We start from the raw sequence: 13699 nt of genomic DNA, 5'->3' as shown, positions 1-13699 counted from the left end.
TGACTAATGGGTCCGTCGCCTGCGCACAAGCACAGGCGGAACGATCCGGCTTCACCCGTCGCGCTCTAGGCACCGTTGGCTGAATGAGGATTGAACCGGCGCGGTTGATTGGTCCGTTCGGGGGGACTAGGTCAGCGTGATGATCCTTCTTCTATCCCCAGCCAAGTCGCTCGATTATACGAGCCCACTACCCGATCTGACGCCGACGACGCCGCGTTTCGCCGGCGAGGCGCTGGCTACTGCGCAGGCCGCCGCGAAGCTCGGTCCGAAGAAGCTGTCCAAGCTGATGAGCATATCGGACAAACTCGCGAGGCTGAACGCCGACCGCTACGCCGATTTCGCCGCACAGGATGAGAGGCCCGCGCTCTATGCCTTCTCCGGAGATGTCTATGTCGGTTTCGAGGCCAAGAGCCTGGACCAGCCCGCGATCGATTTCGCACAGGATCATGTGCGGATCCTGTCCGGGCTCTATGGGCTGCTGCGGCCGCTCGACCTGATCCGGCCCTACCGCCTTGAAATGGGCACCCGATGGGCGCCGGGACGCAAGAAGACGCTCTACCAGCTGTGGGGCAACAAGATCTCGGGCGCACTCGCAGCCGATCTCCTGGCCGAGCGCTCCGATGTGATCGTCAATTGCGCGAGCAAGGAATATTGGCACGCCGTCGAGCAGGCGCCTCCCAAAGGGGTGCGGATCATCACGATCGATTTCCGCGAGGACGGACCGGGCGGCCTGTCGTTCAACAGCTTCGCCGCCAAGAGGGCGCGCGGCATGATCGCGCGCTGGATGTGCGAGCACAGGATCACCGACCCGGAGGGCCTGAAGGGTTTCGACAGCGATGGCTATTCGTTCGCCGCCGACGGTTCCGATGACAATATCTGGCGCTTCGTGCGCGATCGTGCCCGCCTGGCGGCGTAACGCTGTCAGGAACTTGGCCGGCTCCCGCCCGTTGACCGGGTCAATTTCATGGGAGCTGATCAATGAGCGGCGATCGACATCATGACGATGGCAGCCCAGCCCATCTGAGCACCGAGGAAGCGCGCTCCGGTGCGACGCCGCACATGACGCGCCATATCCTGGGATGGGGACTGGCGCTGGTCATCGTCGGTTTTCTCGCCGTTCTGCTCTACTATATGCTCAGAACCTGAGCCGCCATTCTGCCCGGCTCAAGCTGGCCCGCAACTGACAGCGCCATCGGCTCTAGCCTTCCCGACCGTCCTTCGTTAGGAGCTTTCTGCTTGCCCCGTTTCGCGGGCGCAGAATAGCTCTAACGATACGGACGAACATACTTTGGCCAGCGTACCGCCGCCCATCGAAAACAGCGATATTTCTCCGATCTCGATCGTAGACGAGATGAAGTCGAGCTATCTCGACTATGCGATGTCGGTCATCGTCGCCCGGGCGCTGCCCGACGTGCGCGACGGCCTGAAGCCGGTTCATCGCCGCATTTTGTTCGCCTGCCAGGAAGGCGGGTTCGTCCCTGGTCGCCCTTACCGCAAGTCCGCAAAGATCGTCGGCGACGTGATGGGCAATTACCACCCGCATGGCGACAGCTCGATCTACATGGCGCTTGCCCGCATGGCGCAGGATTGGGCGATGCGCGTCATGCTGATCGACGGACAGGGCAATTTCGGATCGATGGATCCGGATATGCCCGCATCGATGCGTTATACCGAGGCGCGGCTCAGCAAGCCGGCGATGGCCCTGCTCGAGGATATCGAGAAGGACACAGTCGACTTCGGCCCTAACTATGACGGCTCGCTGAAAGAGCCGCTGGTCCTGCCGGCCCGCTTCCCCAACCTGCTGGTCAACGGCGCCGGCGGCATCGCCGTCGGCATGGCGACCAATATTCCTCCGCACAACCTGGGAGAGGTGATCGCGGCCTGCAAGGCGTACATCGCCAATGGCGGGATAAGCATCGAGGAACTGCACGAGATCGTGCCGGGCCCCGACTTCCCGACCGGGGGCCTGATCCTCGGCAAGGGTGGCGCGCGCAATGCCTACCACACCGGCAAGGGCTCGATCATCATGCGTTCGCGCCATGTGGTCGAGGAAGGCCGTGGCGACAAACGCTCCATCGTTCTCACCGAAATCCCCTACCAGGTCGGCAAGAACGGCCTGGTCGAAGGCATCGCGGAAGCGGCCAAGGACAAGCGGATCGAGGGCATCAGCGACATCCGCGACGAATCCAGCCGGCTGGGCGTGCGGATCGTCATCGAGTTGAAGCGCGACGCCACGCCGGAAGTCGTGCTCAACCAGCTATGGCGCCACACCCAGGCGCAGACCAGCTTCCCGGCGAACATGCTCGCAATCCGCGGCGGCCGCCCCGAAGTGCTCACGCTGCGCGACATCATCGAAGCCTTCGTGAAGTTCCGCGAGGAGGTGATCACCCGCCGCTCGAAGTTCGAATTGGCCAAGGCGCGCGATCGCGCCCACATCCTGCTCGGGCTGGTCATCGCCGTCACCAATCTCGACGAGGTCGTCCGCATCATCCGCGGTTCGGCGAGCCCGGCCGAAGCGCGTGCCGCGCTGATTTCGCGCGAATGGCCGCGCGGGGAGATCGAACCCTATATCAAGCTGGTCGAGGCGGTAGAATCGATCGGCACGTCGCCGACCTACCAGCTCAGCGAGATCCAGGTTCGCGCGATCCTCGACCTGCGCCTGCACCGCCTGACCGCGCTGGGCCGTGACGAGATCGGCGGAGAGCTGGCGACGCTGGCGTCCTCGATCGCCGAACTTCTGCACATATTGAGCGACCGCGCGCGGCTCTACGAGGTGATGATCGAGGAATTCGACGCGATCCTCACCGAGTTCGCGACACCTCGCAAGACCGAGATCGCGCCTGCCGGCGACACGATCGACGACGAGGACCTGATCGAGCGCGAGGACATGGTCGTCACCGTCACCCATGGTGGCTATATCAAGCGCACGCCGCTCGAGGCGTTCCGGGCGCAGAAGCGCGGCGGCAAGGGTCGTTCCGGCATGGCGACCAAGGACGAGGACGCCGTCACCGAGCTGTTCGTGACAAGCACGCACACGCCTGTCCTGTTCTTCTCCGATCATGGCAAGGTCTACCGCAAGAAGGTCTGGCGCCTGCCCGAGGGCGCGCCACAGGCGCGCGGCCGACCGATGATCAACCTGCTGCCGCTGGCGCAGGACGAGAAGATCACCACGGTGCTGCCGCTGCCGGAGGACGAGGAAAGCTGGGGCGCACTGCACGTCGTGTTCGCGACCGCGCATGGCGGCATCCGGCGCAACTCGATGGATGCGTTCGCCAACGTGCCGACCAACGGCAAATTTGCGATGCGCTTCGACGAGGACGCGACCGATCGGCTGATCGGCGTCGCGCTGCTCACCGAGACCGACGACGTGATGATGGCGACGCGCGGCGGCAAGGCGATCCGCTTCGCCGCCACCGATGTCCGCGAGTTCCAGAGCCGCACGTCGACCGGCGTCCGCGGCATATTGCTCAAGGATGGCGACGAGGTGATCTCGCTTTCGATCCTCAGGGGTTTCGAGGCAACCACCGAGGAACGCGACGCCTATCTCCGCGCGGCTCCCTGGAAGGACAATGGCACCGAGCCGACCTTGCCGCCCGAGCGGATGAAGGAGTTCGAGGAAGCCGAGGAGTTCATCCTCACGGTCTGCGCCAACGGCTATGGCAAGCGCAGCTCGGCCTATGAATATCGCCGCACCGGCCGCGGCGGCCAAGGCATCACCAGCATCGACAATCTCGAGCGCAACGGCCCGGTGGTCGCCAGCTTCCCCGCGCATAATGGCGAACAGCTGATCCTTGTCACCGACCAGGCCAAGCTGATCCGCATGTCCGTGGGCGACACCCGCGTGATCGGACGCAATTCAGCTGGTGTCCGCTTGTTCCATGTCGCGGACAACGAGCATGTCGTGGGCGCTGCACGCATCGAGGAAAGCGAAGAGGAAGCCGAGGTCGACCTGAGCGACGGGACCACCGAAACCGCTCCCCTGGATGACGCCGAAGTGGGCGATGACCTGGCCGATGGCGGCGAGGCTTCGGAGGAGAACTGACGTCGGGCGCGGCGCGCTCGACGACCTCGGCTGCTTCAGGCGTTACCGAGCTTGCCCGTTCCCCACATCACCGGCTCTCGATAGACCCGCCGGTAAGCGGCGAAGAAGGCCGAGGCGGTGGTTGCGATCACGACCGGAACCATTGCGGCTTCGCCGATCCGGAACAGCCATGCGAATGGGTCATCGATCAGCCTGAGCCCAAGGCGAAGCGCTATTCCCACCGCCAGCAGCGGCAATATCGCGCCGATCACGAGGGCGAAGGCGGGAATCCAGCCGGCCTGGGCGTGCCCAAGTGATCTGCGCAGCGTCATTCGACGATCATCCGTGAACAGAGCCACATACCAGGGCAGGAACGGAATCGAGATGAACAGCCATAGCAGCAGGGCGCCGGCAGGAATGAACATCCGCCCGGTGCGATAGAGCGGGGCCAGCGCGTCGCCGAGGCTGGTGAGCAGGAATTTGCTCGTCAGCTGGATCGCCATCATGACCGTGGCGCCCCAGGCGACCCGAAGGTTCAGCCGGACCATATGGTGGCGGTCACCACGAAAGCGCCACCAGCGCAGCGCGTAGATCATGACGATGAGCATGATGACGGTGTCGACGATGTTCGTGCCGATCAGGAAGGCCTGCTTGTAGCCGGCGGGCACGCTGCCAAAGACGATCAGCGCCCGCCGCAGCAGTTGCCAGGCAAGCAACAATCCCATCACCACCGGATTGGCGCTCGCAAATCCATATGCACGACGATAGATCGCCCCGATAGCCGAGCCCATTTCAGTATCCCCCACGGCCCGCGTCAGCGGGCTCGCCCCAGGACGTTATCACTGTTCCGCAGCCCGAACTCAATAGCGCGGGAAAATCTTGCGGATCAGCTGTCCCTGCCAGGGACGACCATGATAGTTGAAGAAGAACCAGCCGTAGAAAGTCGTGAAGAACAGCACCACCGGCGCCAGCCAGTCCTGGTTGGCGCGCATATGCCGATAGAGCGCCAGATCCGCGGCGCGGCGGTCGTGCTCGGTGCCGCCGCCATATATGCCATAGGCATTGTCATGGGCACGGCAGCCAGCGTTCCGATTATGCTTGGAGCCATCCATGAAGATGCAATAGTGACGCTCTTTGTCAGCCATCAGGCGAGTAAGCAGCGGCGATGCCGGCGTTCAAGCGCAAAATCTTCTATCTCAGCGGTTTCGATCCCAGGGGTGCACGCTTCTACCACCAACTCTTCGCGGAGCAGGCGGAGGGGTATAATCGGGTTGCGGACCGGCAGGTCAGCGTCGGCAAGCGCCGCCGCGAGCCGCCGCATTCGACGGCCTGGACGATCCGCGACGAGAGCCAGGACAGCGAGACCGACTACGTCTTCCTCGGCTGGGACGATGTGGTGCGCAGCCACTGGGTGAAGAACCCGCTGGCGCTGCTCAAGCGTTCGGTCGCGGCCTATTGGAACTTCACCCGCCTGCTCGACTGGCCGATCGTGCGGACCTTTCCGTTCGGCGTCAAATTCGCCTTCTACTATCCTGGCGTAACGACGATATTGCTGCCTATCCTGTTCGGCATCCTGCTGTGGTTGCCATTCGGCGCGCTGCTCGGCTGGCGTTGGGGATTGCTCGCGGCCGCGCTGATCGGCCTCGCCGTGGCGATGTTCGTGGTGAAGAAGATCCAGGGCTTCTGGCTGCTGCGGTTCATCATCTTCAACGACACGCTGGCCGGCGAACGCCTCCCCCCCGACGTCGACGCCCGCATGGACGAGTTCTCCGATCAGATCCACGCCAGCCTCGACGAGGACTGGGACGAGATATTGTTCGTCACCCATAGCAACGGATCGATCATGGCGGTGCCGATCATGGCCCGCCTGCTCAATGCCAGCGGCGGAACGCTGCCGGATCGCTTCAGCCTGGTAACGCTGGGCTCATGCATCGCGCTCATCGGCAACCGCAAGGACAGCAAGCGCTTCCACGGATTGCTGGATGCCGTCGGCCAGGGCGATTTCCGCTGGCTCGATATCGGATCGATCACCGACGGCGCCTGCATAGCGGGCATCGATCCGTGCATCAGCTGCCCTCGGCCGCGCAAGGCGCGCCTGTTCCAGACCAGCCCGCGCTGGTTCAAATATTGCGATCCGGCCAGCTATCAGGCGCGCCGGCGCAACAAATATGAGACCCATTTCGATTATCTGCGGACATTCGATCGGATCTCCCCGCTGGATTATATCGCGATAGCTTCGGGCGCGCGGCCGATCGAGCAGTCGATCGAGGCTTTCAAGGCCGAGAACGATGCCTGATCATCAGGGACATGACGGGCCACTGTTCACGCCCCCCTACCCCATACCGCACAAGAGCAAGGCATCGCTGCTCAAGCGTTTCCTGACCGGCTGGAACAGCTGGATCCACACGCTGTTCGACCGCAGCTACACGATGAAGATGGGCGAGATCCGCCTGCCCAAGCTGGACTTCTTCATCGCCAACGACCTGTCGGTGGTCGATCGGGTGATGGACGACAGGGACAGAGTCTTCCCGAAACATCGCTTCCTCAACGATCTGCTCGACCCATTGATCGGCAACAGCGTCTTCTCCGCAAATGGCCAGGACTGGGAAGATCAGCGCGAAATGGTCAACCCGGCCTTCGCGCACACGAACCTCAAGCGCGTCTTCCCGGCGATGCAGGCAGCGGTCGACGATCTGCTGGCGCACATCGCGACGCTCGATCGATCGCGGCCTCTCGAGGTCGATCCGCTGATGACCCACGTCGCCGCGGACATCATCTATCGCACCATCTTCTCGGTGAAGCTCGACCAGTCGAGCGCCGACCATATCTATCATTCCTTCCATCGCTATCAGAAGAATATCCAGCCGGGCGCGATGCTCCGGCTCTACGGCCTTCCGATGCTGGGCTATCGCAGGCGCGCCAAACGGGCCGCGGCAGAAATCCACGGCGTCTTTGGCCCCATCGTGAAGGCGCGCTACGACGCCTGGCACGATGGCGGTGAGGCCGGGGACGACATCCTCCAGTCGCTGCTGGAGGCTCGTCACCCGCGGACTGGCGAATCCTTCACCTATGGAAAGATCATGGAGCAGGTCTCGACGATCTTCCTGGCAGGCCATGAAACCGCTGCCTCTGCGATGACGTGGTCACTCTACCTGCTGTCCGAATGCCCGCATCTGCAAGAGGCGCTGGTCGCCGAGATCGAGCGGGAAACGGGCGGAGACCCGATCGCCTTCGAGCATCTCCGCGGGATGAACGGCATCCGCAATCTCTTCCGTGAAACGCTGCGCCTCTATCCGCCGGTCAGCTTTCTCGTCCGCGAGGTCACCGCCCCGACGACTTTCCGCGACAAGCTGGTCCAGGCCGGGGCGATGATCGTGGTTTCGCCGTGGCTGATCCAGCGCAACCGGGACAACTGGAAGTGCCCGCACGCCTTCGCGCCGGAGCGTTTCGACGACCCCGAAGAGGCCGAGGCCTGCCGCCGCGCCTATCTGCCGTTCGGCAAAGGGCCCCGCATCTGCATCGGCGCCGGGTTCGCGCAGCAGGAGGGAATGCTGATCCTGGCCAGCCTGATCCGCACGTTCCGGCTGCGCTATCCGGATATAGCCAAGCCCGAGCCGGTGAGCAGGCTGACCCTTCGACCGAAGCGGGCGGTGCGGCTGTGGTTCGAGCGTCGCTGACCCAAGCCGTCATGCCCGCGAAGGCTGGCATCCATGTCGGTCGCGCGGTCAGATGACATCTGATATGAGAGTGCTAGGCCCCAGACTTCGCTGGGGCGACGACTGTCACGGCCTCAGCAAAAGATCGTCCTTCTCGATCACCAACACGGAATTGGGCGACCAGCCGCGCCAATTGATGCGGGGAATTGCATGGCGGATCAAGGTCGCCGCATCGAATTCGCGTGTAAGATCATACTCATCTGGCAGCGCGAAGATCATGCCGAGCGTTCGCTGGATATCCTCGCCGCCGAAGGTGCGGACATGATCTTCCTGTCCGAATCTCGTTAAAGCTTCGGACTCAGCGATCGGACCGAGATCCTCGCCATAGTGGCCGCCGCGAATAATCGGCACACAACAAATATGCTTGCCCGACGGTGTCAACGCTCGATGGAGATGGAACAGGATCGCCGTGATGTTGCACGGAATATGCTCCATCACGTGGGAATGCAGGATCAGGTCGTAACGTCCCAGAGGGAGACGCGCAGCATCCTCGACCAGATCGATCCTTCGGATGTTGGGTGCGAAATCATAGAGGTCCGGATCGATGTCGACGGGCTCATAACCATCGCCGTAGAATGCGTGCAGGCGCTCCGCAAGCGGCCTTTCGGGTGCAATGTGCAGCACCCGCAGACCCGGTCGGAGCATGCCATGCTTCTCCAGCATCAGCCACAGGAGCCGCGCACGCTCGTTCGATCCGCAATCCCCGCACTGCACGTGGCCACGCTGCTGTCGCGCGACGAATTCCGTGGACCCGCAGATGTTGCAGCTCAGCCAGCTCTCCTCCTTTCCGAGCCGCTCCAGCGTCGGGATGAGATCGTCGAAATGGTCGACCAATGCGGTCGCGTCGAGCTGGTCGTGCGGTCGGTCCGAGAAGCCGAAGGTCACAGCAACCGTAGGGATATTTGCGTTACGCCCGGTGTCGGTATCGGTGATCGAGTCCCCCACATAGGCGGCGCGGCCCCCGCCGCATCTGGCAATCGCCTCGAACAGCGGCGCTGGATCGGGCTTGCGCACGGTCAAGGTGTCACCACCCACCAGCGCATCGAAACGGTCCTGCCAGCCGAGCGCATCGATGCATCGGCGCGCAAGCAGCTCAGCCTTGTTTGTGCATACCGCCAGCTTCACGCCCCGCGCTGCCAACTGATCCAGCGCCGCGTTCAGGCCTGGAAAAACCGTCGTACCATCGGCGATATGATCGAGATAATAGTCGATGAAGATGGGAAAACCTTCCTCGACCAGCGCCTCGGTCATCTCGCCGGTCGCCGCCAGCCCCTTCTGGAGCAGGGCGCGAGCACCATGGCCCACCATGTGACGGACATCCTCGGCCGGCACCGGCGGACGGCCGAGCACCAACAGGGCATGGTTCAGCGCGGCGGTAAGATCGGGGGCGGTGTCGGCAAGCGTGCCGTCGAGATCGAAGGCGACCACGTCGAAGGGGAAATCGGCTGTCATCGCGCGCTCCATCCCCGGCCGATATGGAAAAGGCAAGCGCTTCGTGGCAGACGACGCAGATGCAGACGCGCTCCTTCGCCGCGCTGATCCTTGCCGCAGGCAAGGGGACGCGCATGAAATCCGATCTCCACAAGGTGCTTCACCCGATCGCAGGCCGCCCGATGCTCGGCCATCTGATCGCGGCCGTCGACCAGCTGGGTGCCGCAAAGAAACTCGTGGTGACCGGCGCCGGGCGCGAGCAGGTCGAGAGCTTCGTGGCGCCGCTTGGTGTCGATGTCGCTACGCAGGAACCGCAACTCGGCACCGCTCATGCCGTCCAGCAGGGCGCGGCGGCGCTGGCCGGCTTCGATGGCGACGTGCTGATCCTCTACGGTGACGTACCGCTGGTGCGGCCAGAAACAATGGCACGCATGCTCGACCGGCTCAACGCCGAGGACCAGCCGGCCTGCGTTGTCCTCGGCTTCCGCCCGGCCGATCCGCTCGCTTATGGACGCATTCTCGTCCGGCACGACGGCATGATCGACAAGATGGTCGAGTATAAGGATGCGAACCCCGCCGAGCGCGCGGTGGATCTGTGCAATTCCGGGCTGATGGCCGTGCGCGCCGCGGATTTGTGGCCGCTGCTTGCCCGCGTCGGCAACGACAATGCCGCGCAGGAATATTATCTGCCCGACATCGTCATGATCGCGAAGGCAGACGGGCGTTCGTCGGCGGTGATCGAGGCCGAAGCCTGGGAGGTCGCCGGGGTGAATAGCCGTGCTGAACTCGCCCTGGTCGAGGGCGAATGGCAGAAGCGACGCCGCGACGCCGCTATGGCCGACGGCGCCACCCTGATTGCCCCCGAGACGGTGTGGTTCGCCCACGACACCTTCATCGGGCGCGACGTCGTGATCGAGCCGAACGTCTTCTTCGGCCCCAAGGTGCGGATCGGCGATGGCGTCACCATCCATGGCTTCAGCCACATCGAGGGCGCAACGGTTCGCAGCGGCGCGGAGATCGGCCCCTATGCTCGGCTGCGGCCCGGCGCCGACATCGGCGAGGGCGCGAAGATCGGCAATTTCGTCGAGGTCAAGAACGGCCGCTTCGGCCCGGGCGCCAAGGCCAATCACCTGTCCTACATCGGCGATGCCGATGTAGGAGCGAAGGCCAATATCGGCGCCGGCACGATCACCTGCAATTATGACGGCTTCCTCAAATATCGCACCGCCATCGGTGAAGGCGCGTTCATCGGATCGAACAGCGCGCTGGTCGCCCCCGTCACCATCGGCAGCGGAGCAATCGTCGCGGCAGGATCGGTGATCACGCGTGATGTCGAAGCCGATTCGCTGGGAGTTGCACGCGGCACGCAGGAGACGCGACCGGGCTGGGCCGGGCGCTTCCGCGAGGCGATGAAGGCGAAGAAAGCGACGAGGTGATTCCCGATCATGCCGACCGGAATCCACTTCTTTCCCACCGGCCCTTCAGAAAGGCTGCATCCGCCTGCCGACCGGGCTGGGTAGCGACAGAAGTGGCAATACTGCTCCCGCATTGTCAGCCGCGGTTAATAGTGCTTTGACCATCGGCGGGCTGGAATCGCGGGTAAGTGGGGCGTTCGTCGATGTGTGGCATTATCGGCATAGTGGGCAGGCAGGACGTGGCGGGCCGTCTCGTCGAAGGTCTTCGCCGGCTCGAATATCGCGGCTATGATTCGGCCGGCGTCTGCACCGTCCACGATGATCGGCTCGATCGCCGCCGCGCCGAGGGCAAGCTCGACAATCTCGCCCGCAAGATGGAGGCCGAACCGCTCGCCGGCCTGATCGGCATCGCCCACACCCGCTGGGCGACGCATGGTGCGCCGACCCAGGACAACGCCCATCCTCATGCAACCGGCGAGGTTGCCCTGGTCCACAACGGCATCATCGAGAACTTCAAGCCGCTGCGCGACGAACTCATCGCCAAGGGGCGGGTCTTCGAGAGCCAGACCGACACCGAAGTCGTCGCCCATCTCATCTCCTCGGATGTCGAGGCGGGAATCGATCCGGTCGAGGCGGTGCGCACCAATCTGAAGCGGCTGCACGGTGCCTTCGCGCTTGCGATCCTGTTCCGGCAGGATCCGGACATGCTGATCGGCGCGCGGCTCGGCTCGCCGCTGGTTGTCGGCTATGGCGAGAATGGCGAAACCTATCTCGGTTCGGATGCGCTCGCGCTTGCGCCGCTGACCCAGCAGATTTCATATCTGGAGGAGGGTGACTGGGTCGTCATCACCCGCGAGAAGACCCAGATCTACGATCGCACGGATCAGCCGGTCGACCGCGCGGTGGTCAATTCGGGGGTTTCGAACCTGACCATCGACAAGGGCAATCACCGCCACTTCATGCTCAAGGAAATATATGAGCAGCCGATTGTCGTGGCGCAGACGCTCAAATCCTATCTCCGTCGGCTCGAGGGTGAGGTATCGCTCCCCATTCCCGACTTCGACCTGAGTGCGATCCGCCGCGTCACGATCGTCGCCTGCGGGACGAGCTTCTATGCCGGCATGGTTGCGAAATACTGGTTCGAGCAATTCGCGCGCGTACCCGTGGACCTCGATGTCGCTTCCGAATTCCGATATCGCGAGCCGGTCATGGAGGATGGCGGTCTCGCGCTCTTCATCAGCCAGTCAGGTGAGACCGCGGACACGCTCGCGGCTTTGCGCCATGCGCGGGCCGAAGGACAGAAGATCGCCGTAGTGGTCAATGTGCCGACCTCCACCATGGCGCGCGAAGCCGACCTGTTGCTGCCGACGCATGCCGGACCCGAGATCGGCGTCGCCTCCACCAAGGCCTTCACCTGCCAGCTGGCGGTCCTCGCCGCGCTCGCGGCTAATATCGCGCGCGCCAAGGGGCGCCTGAGCGTCCGCGAGGAAAAGGAAATCGTCCGCCATTTGTCCGAGGCTCCGGCGGCGATCAACGGCGCGCTGGCTTATGATCAGGCGATCGAGTCGATGGCGGGCGTGATCGCGGTGGCGCGCGACGTGCTCTATCTGGGGCGCGGCACCGATTATCCTTTGGCGCTCGAAGGCGCGCTGAAGCTCAAGGAAATCAGCTATATCCACGCCGAAGGCTATGCCGCCGGCGAGATGAAGCACGGTCCTATCGCCCTGATCGACGAGAATGTACCGGTGATCGTGATCGCGCCTTCGGGCCCGCTGTTCGAGAAGACCGTGTCCAACATGCAGGAAGTCCAGGCGCGCGGCGGCAAGGTGGTGCTGATCTCCGACTATGACGGGATCGCCGCGGCGGGCGAAGGCTGCATGGCAACGATCACGATGCCCAAGGTGCATCCGCTGATCGCTCCGATCGTCTATGCCATTCCGGTCCAGCTGCTCGCCTATCACGTCGCGGTCGCCAAGGGCACGGATGTCGATCAGCCACGCAATCTCGCGAAGTCGGTGACAGTCGAGTAACGGGGCCCCGATACTCGACGCGCCAGCGGCGGAAAGCCTCCGGAATATCCCCGCCAGCATGTACACGGCGCAACCAGAGCGCTATTTTTCGCAGTTGCGAAATAAAATCAGGGCGGTTAACCTACCCTTAATAGTTGTTGGTGGAACATCGTTTCGCCTACGAACACAACCTCAGTGCGGAGCCAACGATCGAATCACGCCGAGAAATCGGCGGAAATTAGCGAATGTTACATCGGCGTGAATTCTCAGCCAGCCTCTTGTATCGGTCAATTGGTCGCCAAGTCGTTGATCGTCTATCGAAGCGATGCCATCAGGGGTAGGCTAGTATTCCGCAACGCAGCAAAAATGGGGTGGATATGCTTGCTGATATTGAATCGGGGGCGATTCAAAGGATTAGCTTCATGGCCGATGACAGGAATACTGCGCGCAGATCGGCCCAGTTCGATGCCCTGGCGGTACGCGCGCTGGATATCGTCACCGCCTTGGGGCTTCTGATCTTTCTCGCACCGCTGATGCTGATCGTGGCGGCGCTCGTATATCTCGTGGATCCAGGCCCCATATTCTTTGCTCACCGGCGGCTGGGCCGTGATGGCCGGACCTTTCCCTGCCTGAAGTTCCGGTCGATGGTCGTCGATGCAGAGCAGCGGCTCAGCCACCTGCTGGCGACCGATGCGGCGGCCCGCGACGAATGGGCCCGCGATTTCAAGCTTCGTCGCGATCCGCGGATTACGCGGATCGGCAACTTCCTGCGCCGGACGAGCATCGACGAACTGCCGCAGTTCATCAATGTGCTGCGCGGGGAAATGAGCATCGTCGGCCCCCGTCCGATCGTCGAGGGCGAAATCCCGCGCTACGGCCGCTATTTCGCCGAATATAGCAGCGTCAAGCCGGGCATCACGGGCCTGTGGCAAGTCAGCGGGCGAAACAACATCCATTATCGCCGTCGCGTGGCGCTGGATGTCAGCTATGCGCGCAACAGGAACCTGGGGCTCGACCTTCGCATATTGGCGATGACCGTTCCGGCCGTGCTGCTGGCAAGAGGCAGCTTCTGAGATCGGGACGCTGGCAATCTGGACCGGCGCGGTT

At 63.2% G+C, this 13699-nt stretch carries 11 protein-coding genes; 8 read left to right on the top strand and 3 right to left on the bottom strand.

What is annotated here, in order from left to right; all coding sequences use genetic code 11:
* The first annotated feature begins 139 nt into the window (after positions 1 to 139).
* The 3 genes from yaaA to gyrA all read left to right on the top strand — a co-directional run bounded on the left by yaaA (position 140) and on the right by gyrA (position 4042).
* Entirely contained in the window at positions 140 to 916 is a 777-nt protein-coding gene (yaaA, locus tag AC1DPF_RS02755) for a peroxide stress protein YaaA (protein ID WP_477871973.1), read from the top strand.
* A 62-nt stretch (positions 917 to 978) separates the two neighbouring features.
* Positions 979 to 1146: a hypothetical protein gene (locus AC1DPF_RS02750; protein WP_477871975.1), complete on the top strand. Its 168-nt coding sequence runs from the start codon at positions 979 to 981 to the stop codon at positions 1144 to 1146.
* Between the two features lie 142 nt (positions 1147 to 1288).
* Positions 1289 to 4042: a DNA gyrase subunit A gene (gene gyrA / locus AC1DPF_RS02745; RefSeq protein ID WP_477871977.1), complete on the top strand. Its 2754-nt coding sequence runs from the start codon at positions 1289 to 1291 to the stop codon at positions 4040 to 4042.
* A 35-nt stretch (positions 4043 to 4077) separates the two neighbouring features.
* Here gyrA and AC1DPF_RS02740 read toward each other — a convergent pair whose 3' ends face one another.
* Positions 4078 to 4812 (bottom strand): hypothetical protein, encoded by a 735-nt coding sequence (locus AC1DPF_RS02740; RefSeq protein WP_477959592.1) that lies wholly within the window; start codon positions 4810 to 4812, stop codon positions 4078 to 4080.
* A gap of 69 nt (positions 4813 to 4881) precedes the next feature.
* Entirely contained in the window at positions 4882 to 5166 is a 285-nt protein-coding gene (locus tag AC1DPF_RS02735; RefSeq protein ID WP_477871981.1) for a hypothetical protein, read from the bottom strand.
* Between the two features lie 20 nt (positions 5167 to 5186).
* On the opposite strand from AC1DPF_RS02735, the gene AC1DPF_RS02730 reads away from it, so the two are divergent.
* Positions 5187 to 6317 carry a hypothetical protein gene (locus tag AC1DPF_RS02730; RefSeq protein WP_477959590.1) on the top strand — a complete coding sequence of 377 codons (1131 nt, stop codon included), beginning with the start codon at positions 5187 to 5189 and terminating at the stop codon, positions 6315 to 6317.
* Positions 6310 to 7698: a cytochrome P450 gene (locus AC1DPF_RS02725; protein ID WP_477959588.1), complete on the top strand. Its 1389-nt coding sequence runs from the start codon at positions 6310 to 6312 to the stop codon at positions 7696 to 7698. The genes AC1DPF_RS02730 and AC1DPF_RS02725 overlap by 8 nt, the downstream gene beginning before the upstream one ends.
* 105 nt (positions 7699 to 7803) lie before the next feature.
* Here AC1DPF_RS02725 and gph read toward each other — a convergent pair whose 3' ends face one another.
* A complete protein-coding gene (gene gph, locus AC1DPF_RS02720; protein ID WP_477959586.1) occupies positions 7804 to 9189 on the bottom strand; it encodes a phosphoglycolate phosphatase in 1386 nt (461 codons plus the stop codon).
* Positions 9190 to 9248: 59 nt separating this feature from the next.
* Here gph and glmU point away from each other — a divergent pair, with 59 nt between their 5' ends.
* The 3 genes from glmU to AC1DPF_RS02705 all read left to right on the top strand — a co-directional run bounded on the left by glmU (position 9249) and on the right by AC1DPF_RS02705 (position 13665).
* Entirely contained in the window at positions 9249 to 10604 is a 1356-nt protein-coding gene (gene glmU, locus AC1DPF_RS02715) for a bifunctional UDP-N-acetylglucosamine diphosphorylase/glucosamine-1-phosphate N-acetyltransferase GlmU (protein ID WP_477959584.1), read from the top strand.
* Between the two features lie 182 nt (positions 10605 to 10786).
* Complete coding sequence (gene glmS / locus AC1DPF_RS02710) at positions 10787 to 12613, top strand: glutamine--fructose-6-phosphate transaminase (isomerizing) (protein ID WP_477959582.1); 1827 nt, start codon at positions 10787 to 10789, stop codon at positions 12611 to 12613.
* A 401-nt stretch (positions 12614 to 13014) separates the two neighbouring features.
* Positions 13015 to 13665 (top strand): sugar transferase, encoded by a 651-nt coding sequence (locus AC1DPF_RS02705; RefSeq protein WP_477871994.1) that lies wholly within the window; start codon positions 13015 to 13017, stop codon positions 13663 to 13665.
* The last annotated feature ends 34 nt before the right edge of the window (positions 13666 to 13699 follow it).

The sequence above is a fragment of the Rhizorhabdus sp. P4_G6 genome, assembly GCF_056401045.1.
This window is presented reverse-complemented; position numbering and strand designations above follow the sequence as displayed.

Coding starts and splice junctions, on each gene's coding strand:
- gph (WP_477959586.1), bottom strand. CDS start 9,189: ATGACAGCCGATTTCCCCTTCGACGTGGTCGCCTTCGATCTCGACGGC.
- AC1DPF_RS02750 (WP_477871975.1), top strand. CDS start 979: ATGAGCGGCGATCGACATCATGACGATGGCAGCCCAGCCCATCTGAGC.
- glmU (WP_477959584.1), top strand. CDS start 9,249: ATGCAGACGCGCTCCTTCGCCGCGCTGATCCTTGCCGCAGGCAAGGGG.
- yaaA (WP_477871973.1), top strand. CDS start 140: ATGATCCTTCTTCTATCCCCAGCCAAGTCGCTCGATTATACGAGCCCA.
- AC1DPF_RS02740 (WP_477959592.1), bottom strand. CDS start 4,812: ATGGGCTCGGCTATCGGGGCGATCTATCGTCGTGCATATGGATTTGCG.
- AC1DPF_RS02730 (WP_477959590.1), top strand. CDS start 5,187: ATGCCGGCGTTCAAGCGCAAAATCTTCTATCTCAGCGGTTTCGATCCC.
- AC1DPF_RS02705 (WP_477871994.1), top strand. CDS start 13,015: ATGGCCGATGACAGGAATACTGCGCGCAGATCGGCCCAGTTCGATGCC.
- AC1DPF_RS02725 (WP_477959588.1), top strand. CDS start 6,310: ATGCCTGATCATCAGGGACATGACGGGCCACTGTTCACGCCCCCCTAC.
- glmS (WP_477959582.1), top strand. CDS start 10,787: ATGTGTGGCATTATCGGCATAGTGGGCAGGCAGGACGTGGCGGGCCGT.
- AC1DPF_RS02735 (WP_477871981.1), bottom strand. CDS start 5,166: ATGGCTGACAAAGAGCGTCACTATTGCATCTTCATGGATGGCTCCAAG.